The 18,972-nt window shown below is 36.7% G+C and carries 18 protein-coding genes, 1 pseudogene and 1 other annotated feature (1 of these 20 running past the window's edge); of the genes and pseudogenes, 4 read left to right on the top strand and 15 right to left on the bottom strand.

Annotated elements, in window-relative coordinates; translation table 11 throughout:
* Window positions 1-91 (bottom strand) — a binding site (T-box leader); it reaches 107 nt to the left of the window's first position.
* Between the two features lie 73 nt (window positions 92-164).
* The 5 genes from GI584_RS09840 to GI584_RS09820 all read right to left on the bottom strand — a co-directional run bounded on the left by GI584_RS09840 (window position 165) and on the right by GI584_RS09820 (window position 5,943).
* Window positions 165-1,094, bottom strand: a complete 930-nt coding sequence (locus GI584_RS09840; RefSeq protein WP_153791126.1) for an aldo/keto reductase — start codon at window positions 1,092-1,094, stop codon at window positions 165-167.
* Between the two features lie 16 nt (window positions 1,095-1,110).
* Entirely contained in the window at window positions 1,111-2,079 is a 969-nt protein-coding gene (locus GI584_RS09835; protein ID WP_153791125.1) for a 2-hydroxyacid dehydrogenase, read from the bottom strand.
* Window positions 2,080-2,407: 328 nt separating this feature from the next.
* Entirely contained in the window at window positions 2,408-3,217 is an 810-nt protein-coding gene (locus GI584_RS09830; RefSeq protein WP_100360862.1) for a pyruvate, water dikinase regulatory protein, read from the bottom strand.
* A 1-nt stretch (window position 3,218) separates the two neighbouring features.
* Window positions 3,219-3,866 (bottom strand): helix-turn-helix transcriptional regulator, encoded by a 648-nt coding sequence (locus GI584_RS09825; RefSeq protein WP_100360863.1) that lies wholly within the window; start codon window positions 3,864-3,866, stop codon window positions 3,219-3,221.
* Window positions 3,867-4,017: 151 nt separating this feature from the next.
* Entirely contained in the window at window positions 4,018-5,943 is a 1,926-nt protein-coding gene (locus GI584_RS09820) for a glycoside hydrolase family 127 protein (protein ID WP_153791124.1), read from the bottom strand.
* Window positions 5,944-6,087: 144 nt separating this feature from the next.
* On the opposite strand from GI584_RS09820, the gene GI584_RS09815 reads away from it, so the two are divergent.
* Window positions 6,088-7,323 (top strand): MFS transporter, encoded by a 1,236-nt coding sequence (locus GI584_RS09815; RefSeq protein ID WP_153791123.1) that lies wholly within the window; start codon window positions 6,088-6,090, stop codon window positions 7,321-7,323.
* A gap of 538 nt (window positions 7,324-7,861) precedes the next feature.
* Here the strand turns inward: GI584_RS09815 and GI584_RS09810 are convergent.
* Window positions 7,862-9,301: an RNA-guided endonuclease InsQ/TnpB family protein gene (locus GI584_RS09810; protein ID WP_153791122.1), complete on the bottom strand. Its 1,440-nt coding sequence runs from the start codon at window positions 9,299-9,301 to the stop codon at window positions 7,862-7,864.
* Between the two features lie 221 nt (window positions 9,302-9,522).
* Between GI584_RS09810 and GI584_RS09805 the strand changes: the two genes are divergently transcribed.
* The 3 genes from GI584_RS09805 (at window position 9,523) to GI584_RS09795 (ending at window position 11,305) form a co-directional block, all read left to right on the top strand.
* A complete protein-coding gene (locus GI584_RS09805) occupies window positions 9,523-9,936 on the top strand; it encodes a CHRD domain-containing protein (RefSeq protein WP_228552386.1) in 414 nt (137 codons plus the stop codon).
* 357 nt (window positions 9,937-10,293) lie between these two features.
* Complete coding sequence (locus tag GI584_RS09800; protein ID WP_153792960.1) at window positions 10,294-10,398, top strand: YjcZ family sporulation protein; 105 nt, start codon at window positions 10,294-10,296, stop codon at window positions 10,396-10,398.
* A gap of 535 nt (window positions 10,399-10,933) precedes the next feature.
* The gene (locus GI584_RS09795) at window positions 10,934-11,305 is read left to right on the top strand and encodes a hypothetical protein (RefSeq protein WP_153791121.1); all 372 of its coding nucleotides are present in this window, start codon (window positions 10,934-10,936) and stop codon (window positions 11,303-11,305) included.
* 83 nt (window positions 11,306-11,388) lie between these two features.
* Here the strand turns inward: GI584_RS09795 and GI584_RS09790 are convergent, their stop codons facing one another.
* From GI584_RS09790 to GI584_RS09760, 9 genes and pseudogenes are all read right to left on the bottom strand, one after another.
* A complete protein-coding gene (locus GI584_RS09790) occupies window positions 11,389-11,748 on the bottom strand; it encodes an IS3 family transposase (RefSeq protein WP_153791120.1) in 360 nt (119 codons plus the stop codon).
* A 314-nt stretch (window positions 11,749-12,062) separates the two neighbouring features.
* Window positions 12,063-13,406 (bottom strand): NosD domain-containing protein, encoded by a 1,344-nt coding sequence (locus tag GI584_RS09785; RefSeq protein ID WP_153791119.1) that lies wholly within the window; start codon window positions 13,404-13,406, stop codon window positions 12,063-12,065.
* Between the two features lie 119 nt (window positions 13,407-13,525).
* A pseudogene (locus tag GI584_RS09780) lies at window positions 13,526-14,401 on the bottom strand (ROK family protein).
* A 53-nt stretch (window positions 14,402-14,454) separates the two neighbouring features.
* Window positions 14,455-14,670 (bottom strand): substrate-binding domain-containing protein, encoded by a 216-nt coding sequence (locus GI584_RS24020; protein ID WP_228552385.1) that lies wholly within the window; start codon window positions 14,668-14,670, stop codon window positions 14,455-14,457.
* A 3-nt stretch (window positions 14,671-14,673) separates the two neighbouring features.
* Window positions 14,674-15,096, bottom strand: coding sequence for a type 1 periplasmic-binding domain-containing protein (locus GI584_RS24015; RefSeq protein ID WP_228552384.1), 423 nt, complete (start codon window positions 15,094-15,096; stop codon window positions 14,674-14,676).
* Complete coding sequence (locus GI584_RS24010; RefSeq protein ID WP_228552383.1) at window positions 15,080-15,421, bottom strand: LacI family DNA-binding transcriptional regulator; 342 nt, start codon at window positions 15,419-15,421, stop codon at window positions 15,080-15,082. Before GI584_RS24010 ends, GI584_RS24015 begins: the two co-directional genes overlap by 17 nt.
* Before the next feature lie 254 nt (window positions 15,422-15,675).
* The gene (locus GI584_RS09770; protein WP_153791118.1) at window positions 15,676-17,148 is read right to left on the bottom strand and encodes a glycoside hydrolase family 32 protein; all 1,473 of its coding nucleotides are present in this window, start codon (window positions 17,146-17,148) and stop codon (window positions 15,676-15,678) included.
* A gap of 38 nt (window positions 17,149-17,186) precedes the next feature.
* A complete protein-coding gene (locus GI584_RS09765) occupies window positions 17,187-18,059 on the bottom strand; it encodes a carbohydrate ABC transporter permease (protein WP_153791117.1) in 873 nt (290 codons plus the stop codon).
* Between the two features lie 14 nt (window positions 18,060-18,073).
* Complete coding sequence (locus GI584_RS09760) at window positions 18,074-18,955, bottom strand: carbohydrate ABC transporter permease (RefSeq protein WP_153791116.1); 882 nt, start codon at window positions 18,953-18,955, stop codon at window positions 18,074-18,076.
* Window positions 18,956-18,972: the final 17 nt, after the last annotated feature.

Raw genomic sequence — 18,972 nt, 5'->3', positions numbered from 1 at the left:
GGTTCATTTGAATACCTTTAGAAACTTCTCAGCACAGGTTCCCTCTCTGTTAAAGGTTTTTCAAATTACTAATCCTAATCAATGTAAATATCTATTTTTAATTGATAACATTTTATAGGTTTATTTTTTAAAAAATCAAGATCACAATACAATTCCCCAGTTTTTTAACGGTAAATCTGATCTATCTTGTTGTATTCTTCATCTGTTAACGTAACATCTAAAGTTTTCAAATTGCCTACAACTTGATTTGGTTGTTTGGCACCTGGAATAATTGCGTCAATTAAAGGATTTCTTAAGTACCAGGCTAGCACTAAATGAGCTGTTTCAACCCCTATATCACCAGCCATTTGTTTTACTATTTCCACGCGATCTAGCTCTCTTTCAAATCGTTCACCCTTAAAATGATCCATATTCTTACGTAGGTCCTTAAACTGATCTCCTTTTTTATACTTTCCAGCTAACAAGCCTGCTGCCAGTGGAAAATAAGGAACAAATGAAATCCCCTGCTCTTTCAAATAAGGGAAAAGTTCTCTTTCTGCTTGACGATTGATTAAGTTATATTCTCCTTGAAAAACATCTACATAACCATCTTTATTGGCTTCTTTTAGTTGTTCAAGAGAAAAATTCGAAACACCTATCGATCTTATTTTCCCCAGCTCTTTTAGCTCATACAACGCTCCAACTGCCTCATCTTTAGGTGTCTCTTCATCGGGGAAATGAATATAAAATAGATCGATATAATCTGTTTGTAATCGATCCAGACTCTCTTCTACCGTTTGCTTTAGAAAAGCTGGGGAATTGTCTGTAACCATGGCATCCCCTTCCGGACGATGACAACCCTTTGTTGCTACTAGTATTTCATTCCTTTTACCAGTTTCGCTTAAGACTTGTCCAATCAATTCTTCTGATCTTCCCGGACCATAAATATATGCAGTATCCAAAAAGTTAATCCCTTCATTAATTGCAGTACGGATTAAATCTTTTCCTGTATCCTCACTTAAATCAGGATACAAATTGTGTCCTCCTACTGCATTTGTTCCTAAACCGACTGGATTGACGTATAAATCTGTTTTTCCCAGTTGAACGTTTGCCACATGAATCCCTCCATTATTACTGTAATTCTTTGATTACAGCTTCAGGTTGTTCTCCATCTAAACCTTGCAACATATTTTCGGCTGCGAAAAATTTCATTTCTTCGCGTGTCTCAGCTGTTGCAGACCCGATATGCGGTAAGGTAACAACATTATCCATTTTTAGTAGCGGATTATCTGGATCTATAGGCTCCTGTTCAAATACATCAAGTCCTGCACCGGCTATTTCCTTATCCTGTAACGCTTTAATCATCGCCGCTTCATCCACTACCTTACCTCTAGACGCATTGATAAAGAAGCAAGAGTCTTTCATTTTTCCAAAAGCTTTTACATCAATTAAATGCAATGTTTCTTTTGTTAATGGTGTCATCAGTAAAATAAAATCAGATTCTTTTAATAAAGTATCGAAATCTTGATATGCCAGCCCTAATTCTTTTTCCACCTTTTCCTTACGAGAACGATTATAATATGTAACATCCATTTCAAAACCTAACTTCGCTCTTCTAGCCACTTTTTCACCAATTCTGCCCATTCCGATTATCCCTAATTTTTTATGATGTACATTGTGACCAAATAACGGGGCGTCGACAGCTTTTTCCCATTTTCCTTGTTTGGTAAATTGATCTAACTCAGTAATTCTTCTTGCACTGCTAAGTATCAAACCAAAAATAAGATCTGCCACTGTCTCATCTAACACATATGGTGTATGTGTCGCAATCACTTGAGAACGCTTTAATGCATTAACATCGAAATTATCATAACCAACAGAAATATTACTTACTACTTCCAATTGTTCTGCATGTTGAAGTAATTCATCATCAATGCTGTCTTTTGCTGTAATAAGACCATGGAAACTTCCTATTGTGTTTAAAAGTTGCTCTCTCGGCATTTGTTCCGGATTATCCCAGGTTGTTAATTCAACGTGTTCTTGCAAATAGTTTTTTACTGTTTCAGGAATTGGTTCGGTAACTAATACTTTTTTTCGCATAGTGTCCTCCTTTGAATTAATGCACTATTATTATATTATCAAGAACTATTTGACTAAACGAAAAATTCGAATGCGCAACGATGGTGTTATGCTCTTATACAACTATAAGTCATAATAATAGGGCGAGGCAAATAAATCGTGTGATGCGGGTTCTATTCATGGTGTATGATGTGATTTTGTTCCTTGGATAACTGATCCTCTTCCTTGGATATAATCATTTTTCCAAGGAAGAGACACATTTATCCTAGGAATAGAATTACTTATCCAATGAAGGGAGATTATTTCCAAGAAACAAGAAGCACGCTTGATTTTCCGAAAAGTACTTCCTCTATCGTTCGGTACGCATTTTCATAATGACACCGGCAGTCTCTTCAATTGATTTATCTGAAACATTAATGACTGGACAGTCCAACTTTTTCATTAACTCATTAGCAGTTTTTAGTTCTCGTTTAATTTGATCCATCGAAGCATATTTTGACTGTGCTGGTAATCCTAAGGTTTTTAATCTTTCCGTTCTAATTTTCAATAAATGCCCTGGGTCAATGGTCAATCCGATAATCATTCGATCAGCAGGTTGAAATAACTCTTCTGGCGCCTCCATATCTGGTAAAATAGGCAGGTTGGCGGTTTTAATTCCTTTATGGGCTAAAAATATACTTAATGGTGTTTTGGACGTTCTGGAAACTCCAATTAATACTACATCTGCTAGTAGTAATCCTCTTACATCTTTTCCATCATCATATTTTACCGCAAATTCTACTGCTTCTATTCTTTTAAAGTACTCTTCATCTAACACTTGACGCTGACCAGGCTCTGGTTTCGGATTACCATTGAATGTATCAATATACGCTTGCATCATTGGCCCCATTACATCAACCGCTCGTATATCATAGCGAATGGCGTCCTGTTGCATTTTTGCTCTCAACTCAGGTTGCACTAGTGTATATGCTATAAAGCTATGATTTGCTCTTACTTCTTGAACAATTACTTCAATTTCCTCTTCTGTTTGGATATGACTATATCTTTTTACTTGCACATTACTATTGGTAAATTGTCTAACCGTTGCCCTAACAACCGCTTCTGCTGTTTCTCCAACTGCATCAGAACATACATAAATAAATGACTGATTATCTCGCATCTTAAGACTCCCCTTTATGCTGTGCTTCAGATCCCATATCAATTAATGCTTTTACAATGTTTGTTTTGGTGATACGACCAATCACTTTAAAAGCTTGGCTATCATCGATAGGTTTTACAACAGGTAAACTATCCACTTCGTAATACACCATCATTTTCGCTGCTTCGTAAACACTTTTATCTGCTTCAATCGTGTAGACCTTTGGTTGCCTAGTCATTACTAATTGTACCGGCATCGATGTTGCTTGAGGATTTCCTAAGGTTACTTTTAGTAGATCTTTACGAGATATTATCCCCTCTAATTGGTTATTATCATTGACAACAATCAGCGATCCAACATCCTCTAAAAATAGTGATATAACAGCATCATTCACAGTGGTGGTGCCCTGTACAGTAACGGCAACGCCTTGAATATCTTTGACAAGCGTTTCCTTCCAAACATCTTGTTGATTGGCCTGGTTACCTTTGGATAAAAAGTAACCTACTTTTGGTTTTGCTTCAATATGGCCTGTCATCACTAACACAGCTAAATCTGAACGAAGTGTTCCTTTACTTACACCAAGCATTTCTGCAATTTGTTCTGCAGTAATAGGCTCATGCTTTGTTAAAATATGCATAATATCTTTTTGTCTCTTTGTAAAGTCGATCATAATCTTCCTCCTGGTTTTCATACCAAAACAAACGCAATAATTATAGGACCATCATAACATATTTTTAATAGGGAGATGGAAAATGATAAATTAAGAAAACATTAATTATATGTAAAGCCCTCCTTTTGTATAATATAGTTTTTTTATCGTATTAATTTTCTCGAAGCCAGACCAACATTTCACCTTTTCCACGATTCCCCCAATAGCTGTATGGGATTGCTTGCCATTCTATTATGTCTTCCTCAGGTTCTTGATCAAACATATATAGCCCGAATGATGCCGACTCTCTTACACCAGTTCCTTTAATAACTGGGACACTCTCTAAATCTAATGAACTATTTATTACGGTCACCTGTTCGCGTGGATTGATTTTCATCGCATGTAGATTGCTGCCATTATCTACTTCTTCTAAACAATAGATAATCGGGCCTCTTTGAAGTGCTACTTTTCCAGCATTTTCTCTTACTTTTGGATTTGAACGAACGATATGAACACTCATATCAAATTCAATAGTCACTTCATCCCGATCCTTCCATTGTTGAGATAAATAAATGTAACCATCTTTTATTGTGTCTAATTTTACCTTTGTACCATTAATCATTACACGAATATGATTAGACCACGCTGGTTGTCGGAATGCTAAAGTAAATATATCACTCTTGTCTAACTGAAGTGACATGCTAACTTCCCCTGACCATGGATAGTCTGTCTTTTGTGTAAGCATAACCTCTTGATCATTTATTTGAAAGCTTGTTTGGTTACCGACATATAGATGTGTATATATCGTATTCTCTTTTTGCGTATAAATATAGTTACCAAGTGACGTTAACAATCTCGCGATATTGGGTGGACAACAAGCACAACCGAACCACCCTACCCTTTCGGATTCAACATGTTGATGATCATGACGGTATTCGGTTACTTCAGGATTCATCTCTAATGGATTAACATAAAAATATTTCTTACCATCCAGTGACATGCCGCTTAAAACACCATTATACAGTGCTTTTTCCATCACATCTCCATATGTTTGTTTTGCTTCAATTTGTAACATTCGTTGAGCCCAAAACACTAACCCGATCGATGCGCATGTTTCCGCGTATGCCACATTGTTTGGCAAGTCATAGTCTAATGTAAAGCGTTCCCCATGACCTTGTGAACCGATTCCTCCTGTAACATACATTCTTTTTTCCACAACATTTCCCCATAAGATTTCTAAACGTTTTTTCCACTTTTCTGAGTTGGTATACTTTGCGAGGTCTGCCATCCCAGCATATAAATAAACCGCTCGAACGGCATGACCTTCTGCTGTATCCTGCTCATCTAATCGAGCATGTGCCTGGTGGTAATCGAGATGAAACCACTTGTCATTATTAGCTAAACCGAGTGAAGATTCTTTCAGAAAAACACTTGGCTGCTTTCCTCTTTCCTCAATAAAATAAACCATTAAATCAAAATATTTATTCTCACCTGTCACTTCGTACAGTTTAACCAAGGCCAACTCTAACTCCGGATGACCAGGATATGTTTTCAATTTCCTTTCCTCAGCACCTATTATTGTTATGATATAATCGACATATTTCGAAACTATCTTTAGTAAAGAATCTTTCCTTGTCGCTTCATAGAAAGCAACCGCCGCTTCGATCATATGCCCTGCACAATATAATTCATGACCATGACATATATCTTTCCACCGTTTTTCCGGTTCTTTTACAGTAAAGTATGTATTAAGGTAACCATCTTCTAGTTGGGATTGACCAATTAATTCAATTACTTCATCCATCGTTTTCTCTAATTCTGGATCATATTTATAGATTAAACTGTAACTTGCTGCTTCTAACCACTTTGCTACATCGCTATCCTGAAAAACCATCCCTTTAAATTCACCGTCTGAAAGTCCTGCTGCAATTCTGAAGTTTTCAATCGCATGACTAGGCGCCGCGCCTGGGATATTATCATTTAACGCGTCCCATTGATACGGAATAATAACATCTTTCGCTAAGTCAATTTTCCTTTTCCAAAAATCATCCGTTATCTTTACATGCTTTAATGGTATGGTTTCAGCATTCACCTTCATTTTATCCACCCCTTTTTGAAATCGCTTTCTTACCATTATATAAGATGTAAGTACAAGACGCTAATATCACGATTCAAAGTAGATTACAAATCAATTTTTTTATTGTAAGATTAAATTTAACGCTTACATAAGGGGACACTACATATGCGGTTAAATAAGAAAACTAATTTTTATCTATTATTGTTTGTTATTTTTGGTGGATTTTTAATTTTTGGTGTGTCAGAGAATATAAAAGGCCCAGCAATTCCTGAAATGCAACAGGAATTATCATTATCTGATGGAACATTAGGTGGTTTATTAGCAATTAATGCTTTCGGTTTTTTACTTGCTTGTACGTATACTTCTTGGCTCATTGCAAAAATCGGAGCAAAAACTACGAGTATACTAACCTTTATTTTAATGGCGGTTTCTGGGGTATGTATCTACTTTTCTACTAATTTCGCCACTCTGGTAGGTGCCTACTTCCTTCTATACATTGGTAATGGGATGCTTGAAATAGGTCTAGCAATCATTGCTGCACGATTATTTACGAAAAATACAGGAACAATGCTCAATTTATCGCATTTCTTTTACGGACTGGGATCAACAGTTGCTCCCATTGTGGCTGCGCAAATGATGGGGTGGGAAATCAATGCTGCAGTTTTAGGTTGGCGAGGTATGTATTTAATCATGCTTTCCTTATCGGTTTTACCTATTATTCCAGTTGTGTTAAGCCGTTTCCCGAAAGAAGAAGGTCATGATGAAGAAGACCGAACTTCCATCAAAAAATTAACCAAAGATCCTATCGCTTGGCTGATTGTATTTGCATTAACAATGGGAGTTACAGCTGAACTAGGGATCGCAGCCTGGCTTGTAAATTATTTAGTCAAAGTTAGTGAATGGACGATTGCAGATGCTTCAGGCATGTTATCCATTTTCTTCTTTTCCTTTATGTTAGCAAGGCTATTGCTTGGTCCTGTAACCGATAAATTTGGTTATGCGATATCGATTATTGTTTTTTCTCTATTTGCAGGCGTGTTAAGTTTCATTCCTATTTTTACTGGAGATAGTTTTGCCTTTCTTTTTGCGATTGCTGGTTTTGGAATCGGACCGATTTATCCGACAATGATGGCATTACTGGCAAGAAAATATACGAAAGGAACAGATACAGCTATTACTTTTATAGTTGTTCTGATCGGAATCGGTGGTGTTATAACCAATTTAATAATTGGCTATATCATCGAATGGGTAACGAATCTCTCATTTGGTGCTACATTTGCAGAGAGTAACAGGATCGGGATGCAGGCAGGTTATTTCTTTATCGCCATGACCGCAATACTTTGCGGACTGGCAACTTGGGAGATGCATAGGAGGTTAAAAAATGAAGGAAACGTTTTATAATATTATATTGGTTTGTTCGCAAGATAGTTAGTGCTGTAGGCGAGATATATGGTGATTACAGCCACAAGAATGTACCATCTGTGCCTTGTTTTTTACCTGCAGTCGCCACGCAATTTACCATTTTCCGCAAACGAGTTTACCAATAGAAAAACATCAAGGATTTTGAAGTGAAAAAGCCTATTCCTCTTTATTTTACCGAGGAATTAGGCTTATGGTCTTTCGCAATGCGCCCGATTGTGGAATATCATTTTCTATTGAATAGTATCGTTGTACTACGCATTAAATGACTTTGTTTTGTTTTCTCTCCGTTTGTAATAATAATTATTGATGTATATAACATACCAGTGAAACCTTATTATTAGCGTACACAAACAAGCGACTTGAATAGTTTGTCTTCTTGGTATTACAATAATATAATAATTTCATTTATCTTAGGGGCGCGCCCTTTTTTTATTCTCTATTCCTTTCACCTATACCTGACTATTCTATTTTCATGAACCTCTCATCACTAAAGTGACGAGTTTCTAATGTATCAACTTCAAACGATGCTTAACATTAGTGGGCGGGACACGACGCCCTCTATCCCCTCGACAAACGCGTTAGGGACTACTTTTCTGATGATATTTCCCGCTGCATTCACATCGGCGTGAATGCACGTGTTCTCTTTGGTGCGATATAACCCTCGTTTTACTCTGCGGCCACTAAACACAGCATTCGTTGGAACACCCTTTTCATAGATGGGCAGTTCATCCATATCCACCAAACTAGCTTTTGATGTGTAGCTTTCTTCTTGGCGCTGAACTTTAATGCCATATTGTTCCGCTTTGTACTCGACCATACGAATCAGCATCGTATGGGGGAGAGATTGAAAGTGTTGTTTGTCCTGCTTGCGAAGTCTTACCTTATTTTTCCATCCCTTATTCGCCCCGATGACAATCGTGCTGACTTTGCGCGCCAGTGCTAACTGAACGTTGTGATAACTGGCTTTATGGAAGGCGTCTTTTAACTTGAAATAACGTTTTTGATCTAGTCGCTGCAATCGTTTACTATGGAAGGAACCGTCTTTTGGTCCCTGCCCGTGTCGTAAAACTCGGTAATAATGTGCCCGTTGTTTGTTATAATATTGATGATTGATACTCTTTACCGTTTGGCCCTTCATAATAACAGGCGAGGAACCTGTGTTATCGACAATGGTTGCCAAACAATGAACACCGAGATCAATCCCCATGACATGTTTTTCATCGAGTTCTACTAGCTTTTTCTCTTCCTCTTTCATGATGACCACTTCTACCGTATACTCGCCATATGTCGGAATAATCCTTACTTGTTGCAGTTGTCCCTTTAGACCTAATTTCCCGATATTCACCCTTTCTTTTGTGTGAGGAAATTTCAAGTATTTGTCGTCTTTCACCTTACATACCTGATTGGAAAATAGACAAGTTTTTCTTCCGTTCTTCGGTGCATACTTGGGGAGTTTTGGTCTTCCAGTATATTTGTGAGGATTTACTTGATAGTCTTTGAGGCTTGCAAAATAAGACTTCCAATTTTGAAACACCATTTTCATGACTTGTTGGTTGACTTGACCAGGTAATGCCAGGTAATCCTCATTCTCAGACACTTTAAATAATCCATCTAAAAAGGCATACGAAGGCCATTTATGTTGAGCAGATGGATACTCAAATAACATGGCATCTTTGATCTCTTTGCGTTGATCCATGGGCTTTTTTAATTCTTTTTCCCGTTTCTTCTCTACCGTTTTTCTTTTGATTGCATTCATTTGTGGAAGGTGTTGTTCGATGAGGTCGAAAACTTCTTGTTGTAGTGGTTGAAGGGTTTTTTCTTCACCAAATGCTGTAAAAATTTGACGGATGTGAAAGTTGGTGGCATTGTAAAGGTTTTTCGCTAAAAACGTGATATGATCACAATAATGATAGAGCCGATGCCCTTTTTTAATGCGAATTTGTTGGGTACGGTACATAATCCTCACCTCCCGCTATTTTCTTCAAGCAGCTTGTACAAACGATTTAAAACTAATGGCATCATTCACCTAACAAATGCACACAAATGTTCCCTATTTATTATTTTAACCCAGAACATATGATCTGTCAAAACCGTTCGCCATTCATCTCATCACTAAAGTAACAAGTTTTTTGGCGAACATTCATAAAATATAGTAAATTTCGTAAGGTGGTGTAAAAAGTGGAGAAGTTTATTGCTAGACTTAAAGGGGAAAACGAAGTGCCTCCAGTAATGACGGATGCGTTTGGAACGGCTAAGTTTTTTACCAATAAACAAGGTTCTAAACTAAAATTTCAACTTGAAGTAAATGATCAAGCACATATTCATTTTGGTGCCCGTGGTGAAAATGGGCCCGTTCTAGTGTTCTTATTTGGAGCTGATATAATGACTATTGAAGAACAGCATGGAATTAGCACTCGCCGGGGAATTGTTACTGGAATTATTACGGATGAAGATATTGCCGAAAATTCTGTACGTGTAAAAAGTGTCCGTGACCTTCTAAAATTAATGCAGAAAAAACTAAATTACGTTAACGTCCATACTGAACAAAATCCAGATGGAGAAATCAGAGGACAAATTATCCCCGTAAGGTAGTCTACATTTGCCAATGAAGAGGTCTACTAGCCAAGTTTTTAAAAAGGAAGACGAAAGGGTAAGGCATCTGTCCTATTATTATTTATTAAACGATACAGCCATGGTATCTCTCCTTGGCTATACATAATTTTACTTTTCAGAAAATCTTATAACCATTGTAAAAGGTGTTCCAAAAACTCCAAAATAACCTCCAAAAAAAGAACGTTAATCCCTCTTAGATAATACTTTTAAACATTAATTAATAGTCCCAGTTATGGGTTAAGAAGATATATGATAACCATATACATTGATTTTCATTAAATCGTAATACGCCTTAACATATCAGGCGCCAAATTAAAGTCGGTACCGTAGCTCAATATAAGTGATTATGGACATAAAAGAGATAATAACTTTGCATTGATTGTTGTTCTATTTATTTTACTAATTATTGTTGGAGCAGCATTTGTTGGTGGAATGTACTAATCTATAAAACTGAACTTGCACTCATAACCCATCTCTTTAACAGCGTCCAAAACGGACGCTTTTTTTTACTACTTAAATTTGACACTCATTTCTACTATACAGTTGGTGTCTACTACTAAATAAATATAATGTACTAGTTTTACTGCCCTTTACTTTAGCGAGAACAGCGATTGATCCTTCCAGGATCACGTCTATATCCTTGATTAAGTATAGGAGCTGTAACAATTCCTTAACTTTAAGTATTGCACTTGTTAGTTGAAATAACATTATTGTGTAATATTCACATATTTCTGACCAACTAATATAGGTTTCTTCAAACACTACTTGTTTATAGCAGTAAACGATTGAATTTGTCGTAAGTCTATTCCGAAATAAACCCATCTATATCCAGTCCAACGATACCCTTAGACAGAGTTTCTCTTTATCCAACCCTCCCCCTCATAAAAGTTTAAAATTTTATAATTTTCAATATAGACATGTCACGAATAATCCCTAGATGAATAACCTATTTTTGAGAAAGGAGATGAAGGGGAATATGAGTATAAATAATCAATCCCATAATGCAGAAGATTTAACAAGACATTTGCATGATCACTGCCATCGTTACATGCACCATCATGTACTACTTACTAGAACAGATGGTAGTAGTTTTGACGGGATTATCGTGAATGTTGATGTAGATAACGTTACCGTATTAGTCGGTGAAGATATTATGATGGATCGCGAAGAAGAGGATGATCGATATGGTGACTATGGTGGTTACGGTGGCGGGTATGATCGCCCACGCCGAAGATATAGACGTTATCGCCCGTATCGTTACCCATTAGGTACACTTGCTAGTTTAGCTCTTTTTCCGTATCTATTTCCACCATACTATCCGTACCCACCATATCCTTATTATTATTAAAGAGCTATCCAATAAAATGGACCCTATAGAATAGACATAAAAAAAGTCCACCTAGGTGGTTACCCCCAAAAGTTAGAGTTTTATTATGCAGCTGATTGGCTGGATTGAGTTCGGTATTCGACTGGACTCAATCCGGCCAATTTTGTTTTTGATCGTTCATTGTTATACCAGTCGATATATTCTTCTATCCGTCTTTTTAATTCGTCATAGCTAACTAATTCTTCCCCATAATACATTTCTTGTTTTAAAATGCCAAAGAAATTCTCTATCGGAGCGTTGTCTGCGCAGGTTGCTTTACGTGACATGCTTTGGAATACATTATTTTCTTTTAATGTCCTCACCCATTGGTTGTGCTGGTAATGCCAGCCTTGATCGGAATGGATGGTAGTGCGATAGGTTGCATGATTCTTTATTATCTCTATGGTTTCTCTTAAAGGTTCCATGACAAGATCTAACGTTGGACGTTTCCTGATTTCAAACGCAATAACTTAATCCTAGAAGACCTCATTCTGCCATTGTCATGCTTTCTCCAAACTTAAAATAAGGAATTTTCTGGAAGTATCCTTAAAGAAACATTCCTTTTTTCTGTCTACTTTATTCGCATTTATCCAAATATGGGAAACACTATAAAAAGAGGCACTTCCATCGCTAGGAAGCACCCCAAAAATTAAATGATAAACGAAATAATTCAAGTGTCCGACTTGCAATTGAAACTTTGGAACAAAAACTACCACAAAAACATAGTTGAATATATCATTTATGCTCCTGGCGTTGGAGTGGCTCTGAATGCATTTACAGTCTTGTCCATAACAACCTGTGCATCACTTCCCGAATCAAGAATCGTATTTTGAAGCGATTCTTTTTCTACCAATACTGTTGTTACGGTAAGCGGCTCTGATGCTTCGGTAGTCAACAAAGCGTCTACTTGCGCAGAGAAACAAGAATCACTTATCTTGGCATGAACTTCCGTGGCAACAACATGATTATTAGAAATATAATTTCCATTACCCGAAACAATACGTATGATTACAGGTGTTGCACCTACCGGCTTGATGTTCTGAGTATTAACTACTTTAGAAAAGTGATTAGCAATTACAGAATTATTATTGCCACTGATATAGAGAAGACCATACAAATCATCTAAACCATTGTCTATTCCCAGAAAAGGTGTCCAAGGTTCATGGTCACGTAAAAAGTGATTTGAAGAAACCAAGTTTTCCGAACAATTCCCCCTGAATACCACCATTCCTGGATAAAATGAATGAAGCCTATTATTTGTGATACTGGAACGTGTCACACCATCAAAATAGATACTGCTCGCACCTCGTGGAAAAACATTATTCGCTGTAATCAAAAGTCCACCAAAATTTTGAGCGTAAATTGAATATCCTTTAAAACCGGCTCCTATCAAATTATCGGTTATTTTTGATGCCTGTCCCCAACCTCGTAGTTCTATACAGTTACCACATTCAGCTATGAAATTATCATGTATAGTCAGTGCATCTGCATGATAAATAGTAATTCCATGCTCTAAATACACAAACCCCATGCCTGTAATCCGAAATGAGTCACAAGCACTTGCAACATAAATACCCGTTTTCCCGTTAATGTATGTGTTTTCCGGAGTTGTTTTTCCTAAACCATCTTCAATAAAATGCAAACCATCAATACAAAAGTCGGAAAACTCTACCGAACTTATTCGAGGATTTCCACTTCGTTCAATATAAAATGCAGCTCCTTTATATTCCTCGTCATTTACTTCTAGGGGAATATCTACGAGTATGCGACTTCCTCCCGGCCACAATTCATGCAAACCCGCCCATTCATTCTCAGAAGTATTAAAACGAATACTCGAAGATGTAAACCCGTGTCCAGAACCCATAATTTTAAGATAACTGATGTCTATAACTACTTGACTGCCAAGATGATAATCTCCCGGTGGAATATAGATAACCGCACCCGGCTTTCCGCCTTTATTCACATCAGTGTCCGTTTGCCTACTTTTAATATCTGCTATAATGCTATTGATTACCTCACCAATATCCTCATAAGGATTACCGACAGGCCACTCTGTTACGTCGTAATAATTTTTACTAGCCATAAATAAATTCTCCTATCAATTTAGTGTGTTTGTTCATAAACTACTTTTTCCTTGATATAGCTTGAAGTAAAGCCTTACAAATTCGTGAAAAAGCCACTCGGAAGGGAGTGACTATCTTCTTATTCTTTTAACGCCTTCAAGGCCAATCCAAAGTTGCCGATGGTTGCGGAACCGTTGTTTTCGATGCTTGGACGAACGATGAGTTCTTCTAAATCTGGCGTGGCAACGTAGTCATTGTTAAATTGTTTGAAATACTCGCGAACCTTTGGCATATCCGACTCTTGGAGGACAGAACCCCCGAAAACAATTTTCTCTGGTGCCATGTTCACGAAGGTATTGAAGGCAATTTGTCCTGCATAGTAGGAGATAAAATCAAAGACCTTGTGATTTCGAGGGAGTTTTTCTCCTTTAATCCCCGTGCGCCCTTCTAGTGTTGGACCAGCAGCAAGTCCTTCAAAGCAATGATTGCTGTGGAAAGGACAACCTCAAGCATACGCATCTTCAGGGTGCGCGATAACCGTCGCATGACCCATTTCAGCGTGGGCGATTCCGCTGATAAACTGCCCATCTTGGAGAGCGCCACCACCGACACCCGTACCAAGCGTGAAATAAACCACCGAATTAGCACCGCGCGCAGAACCCTTCGTATACTCTCCGTAAGCCGAAGAATTTACATCCGTGGTGAAATACATCGGGATATCAAAGGCCACTTTCAAGGTTCCTAAGAAATCAAATCCAGACCAATCCGCTTTAAGGGTATTCAGTACATGTCCATAAGTTTTCAATTCTACGTTCACATCGACCGGCCCAAAGGAACCAATGCCAATAGACGCTACCTCAAATTGTTTAAAGAAATTGATCACCTTTGCTAGCGTTTCTTCCGGTGTTGTCGTTGGAAACTGTTTTATTTCCTTCACATTGAAATCGACACCCGCCACGGCAACAACAAACTTCGTCCCTCCTGCCTCAATCGAGCCTAATAATTTCTCCGTCATTATAACTTTGCTCGTTTTCTTTCACTCACTACTACGAAACTCCTCTAAGAGCGTTACTTTTTTTCATTCATATAAACATCCAGTTCATATGTTAACTTGTCTAATGTTCCCCTATTCATCAGTTGATACAATACGCTAACGGCTTGTTGCGCCAATCCTTCATAAGGTTGTACAACACTTGGGAATGAAGGATACGTCATGTGAGAAACAAAAGAACCATTATACCCAACAAGTCGCAATTCTTCTGGAACATTTATTCCTTGTTTCATTGCTTACTTTAAGAAGGCGATTGCTACTAAATCAACAGAGAAAACACCATCAATATCCGGATACTTCTCCTGTAATTCTTTCGCAACCTGCAAATAACTATCAAAATCAAACTGATTCCAGCTCAATTCATAAGTCTTACACGGAATACTATGCTTTGCCATCACTCTATCGAAAGCACTATAACGATTATTGGAAGGCGAATCTACTTGAGAATAACCAACAATCTGTAGCACGTTCTTACAGCCAGATTCAATCAGATAATTTGCAGACAAGGCTCCCCCTTTCTCATGATTGACTGTAACAATAGGAATCGTTGGATCGAGGTATCTGTCTAGACAAACAATCGGTGCCTTGATACTCGAATAATCAATGTCCAAGGAGTGGCTACCGATAATAATTCCATCCACCTTATTTTCCTGAAGCATCTTGATGTATCCCTTTTTTTTCACTCGAATTGACTGTATTACATAAAATCATTTTTAAGTTTCTTTTGCCCAATTCATTTTCTATGTAAGAAGCCATAGTAGAAAAGAAGGGATGTTTCACGTCCGGTATCACTAGCCCAACGAGATTTGTTTTATTTTTGAAGAGATTTCTAGCCACTTGATTGGGAATACAATTCAATTCATCAATCGCTTGTTGAATGGTCGTACGAGTCTTTTCCGAGATATAGCCTTTATCATTCAAATATCTCGATACCGTATTGGTCGACACTCTTGCCATCTTTGCAACATCCTTAATATTTGCCATTTCTTAACACACCGTCCATGTTAAGACCTAAGTCCTCAGTTTATTCACAAAGACCCGTTTTAACGTATTCGGATCCTCACTATAAAAAATAATCTGGCGCTTTCCCTTTTTCAAGAATCTATTTACTGAGAACTTTACCAGAAGTACTGCTAAAATAGCCTGTGGCCTCTTCAAATTCCTTTGCTGTTTCATTTGCTACTTCGAAAGCGGGCCCACCACCTATAGCACCATAATACAATTCAACTCCTCCTCTATTATTTCCATACTGATCTTAAAGACCATTTATCTGCCTTTAATACTCTTGCTTTTCCCCCTTCAGCAAATAAATCTACTTCGTTACTAGAAGAGTGAGGATATATCCTGTTTGTTATAACTTGCTCACCATGATTCACAAATAACTCCATTGATGTAGTATCAAGGAATATTCTTAAGTTCAATTTTCCATCAGTTTTAGAATTATATGGTGCCTTGTAAACTCCACTTTTTCCTTCACCTGCTGATGTTAGGTCCACTATAATTTCTTTATTAATCGTATCTACTTTTATAATTGTTTTTTCTGATCTATCTGTAGAGCATCTTAAATGAAGACCAAATACAGGTGAATCTGAATTAACTATATCAAAGTCAATGCATAACTCAGTTGCAATTCCATCTAACTTGGGAAATCTGTGCACTCCATGTATTTCAAAACCCTCAATGTGATGATGATTATTTCTTAAGGCTTTTAATTCTTCAATTGGTTGCTGTATAAAAATCCCGTTATTATTATAGGTTAATTCTCTAGGCATGGTCATAGCTCCAATCCAACCATCTTCCTCAGATGGTCGTTTTGAAAACCACATGTCCATCCACCCAATCATAATTCGTCTTCCTTTTTCATCTTTCAATGTCTGGGGTGCATAAAAATCATGACCATAATCCAAGAGTATACTTCTTTCTTGGGAAAATTTTGCATCTTTGTAATTCATCTCACCAAAAATAATAATAGGTTTTTCATTTTTCTCCCCATACATCGGTGACAATATAAGAGCATGTTCTTTTTCTAATGGAAATAGATCTGGACATTCCCACATATCTCCTTGTTTGCCATTACTTTCGGCCACTACTCCCCTATATTTCCAATTTATTAAATTGGATGATTGATAAAAGAGAGCCTTTCCTTTCCCATCTTTTTTAGAACCTACTACCATATAATATTGATTATCATATTGCCAAACCTTAGGATCACGAAAATCTTTTGAACCATCTTTTGGAAAATGGTCAATTACAGGATTTCGATTTTCTTTGATGAAATTTATACCATCCATACTTTTAGCTATACACTGGACTTGCATAGGATCACGTTCAATAGAATGACCTGTATAAAATAAGTACAATTCATTATCTTTTTCGAAAGCACTACCTGAGAAGCAACCATGGTCATCCATTGTACCATTATCGTAAAATTCAGAAGGTGCTAATGCCACGGACAGATGTTCCCAATTCACTAAATCTTTACTTTTTGCATGCCCCCAATGCATCGGTCCCCACTTTGTAGCATAAGGGTAGTGTTGATAAAATAAATGATATTCGCCATTATATTGGATAAATCCATTCGGATCGTTCATCCAACCAACGGGTGGCATCATGTGATAATTTAATCGATATTTAGTATTTCCTACTTTTTTTTCCTGTTTCTTTATATAATTAGTTGCTTGAATAACTTGTTCACTATGATTTTGTGTCATAAAGTTGTCCCCTTTACTTTGATGTAAAAATAAATTTTCTATCCTTTAACAGACCCTAATGTCATTCCACTAACAATATATCTTTGAACTAGTATGGAAAATATCATTACTGGTAAACTAAAACTAACCGCTGCAGCTGTCATGGGACCCAAATCTAAGTTATATGCTGTTAAAAATTCAGAAATTCCAACAGTAGCTGTTTTAGCATTTGTACTAGTTAATAATAAAGCAAATAAAAAGTCATTCCATGCCAGCATAAAGCAAAATATTGAGGTAGTGGCCAAACCCGGTAAAGATACTGGTAATATTACTTTTAAAAAAGATGTAAAAATATTGCATCCATCTATTCTTGCCGCTTCATCAAATTCTTTCGGAATATTATTAAAAAACCCCATCATTAACCAAATTGCAAAAGGAACATTTATGCTTGTATAGGTGATAATTAATGCGGCATGAGTATCAATTAATCCCATTGAATTAATAATAATATACATTGGAATCGCAATACTTATCATAGGTATCATGCGAATACATAAAGTGATTAAAAGAAAAACATTTCCTAACTTCGATGAAAATCTCGCTAACCCATATGCTGCTAATGCACCTAAGAAAACAGACAAAACCGTACTAATAAAAGCTGTAATAAAACTATTAAAAAAGTAACTTAAGATTGGCATCTGATCAAACATAGAAACGTAATTCTCTATAGAAAATTCTCTTGGGAAAAAAGTTGGAGAATTACTTATTGCTTCTGAAGATGGTTTAATAGATGTAAAAATAATATATATATACGGACTTATAAACAACAGTGCTAGTATGGTTGTGATAAAACCTATAAACTGTTTATTATATTTCCTAATCCACTGAAACAGTGATTTTTTTTCTTGAGTTGTATTACTTAAAGATTCCATTTTACATCTCCTCTCTATTTTTTGTTTGCTTTAAACATACTTACAAGGAAATAAGAGCTAAGTAACAATAGAAGAATGATAAACAGCACTGCCATTGCGCTAGATTCACCAACCTCACCATACCTAGTTAATGTTTTATACATGTAGGTACTTAACACTTCTGAAGAATTAGCAGGTCCGCCTTGTGTTAAAACCCAAACAATATCAAATGTTCTAGCTGCATCTACAGTTCTTATTAAAATCGCTACAACCATTACTGGAAGTAAAGATGGTAATGTAATATAAAAAAATGTTTTGATTTTATTTGCGCCATCAATTTTTGCTGATTCATACAACGTAACTGGAATTCCTTGTAAACCCGCGAGTAGTACTAGCATCATAAATGGTGTAGTCAACCATATATCGGCAATGATGGTCGATAATAATGCAGTCCTATCATCTGAGAGCCATTGAATAGCATTTCTACTCGAAGTGATATTAAAGTCATACAATAATTGATTAACAATGCCAAATTGACTATTTAACATAAATTTCCATATCAAACCTGAAACTAATGGTGCAATCATTAATGGGCTCAACAAAATTGTTCTTACAAAACCATGCCCTTTAAAGCCAGTATTTAATAACATAGCGAAAAATAATCCCAACAATAGTTCGACACTTACTGCAACAACAACATAAATCAGAGTGTTAGTTGTTGCCCCCAAAAAACGATCAGATTTAATAGATTCTATATAATTACTCATACCTACAAATGTTCCAGAATCTTGTGAGATCATATCTACTTGAAAGAAACTATCTTTAATTAAAAGCATTACAGGGAAAAATAAAAAAATAAGCATGAAAATTCCTGCTGGCGCGAAGAATAAAAAGGATATTTTTGATTCTTTTGTCATATAATCACTCCCCTTTG

It is taken from the genome of Gracilibacillus salitolerans (assembly GCF_009650095.1).
Classification (GTDB): Bacteria; Bacillota; Bacilli; order Bacillales; family Amphibacillaceae; genus Gracilibacillus; species Gracilibacillus salitolerans.
The sequence above is the reverse complement of the archived record's forward strand: the minus strand, read 5'-3'. Positions and strand labels throughout refer to the sequence as shown.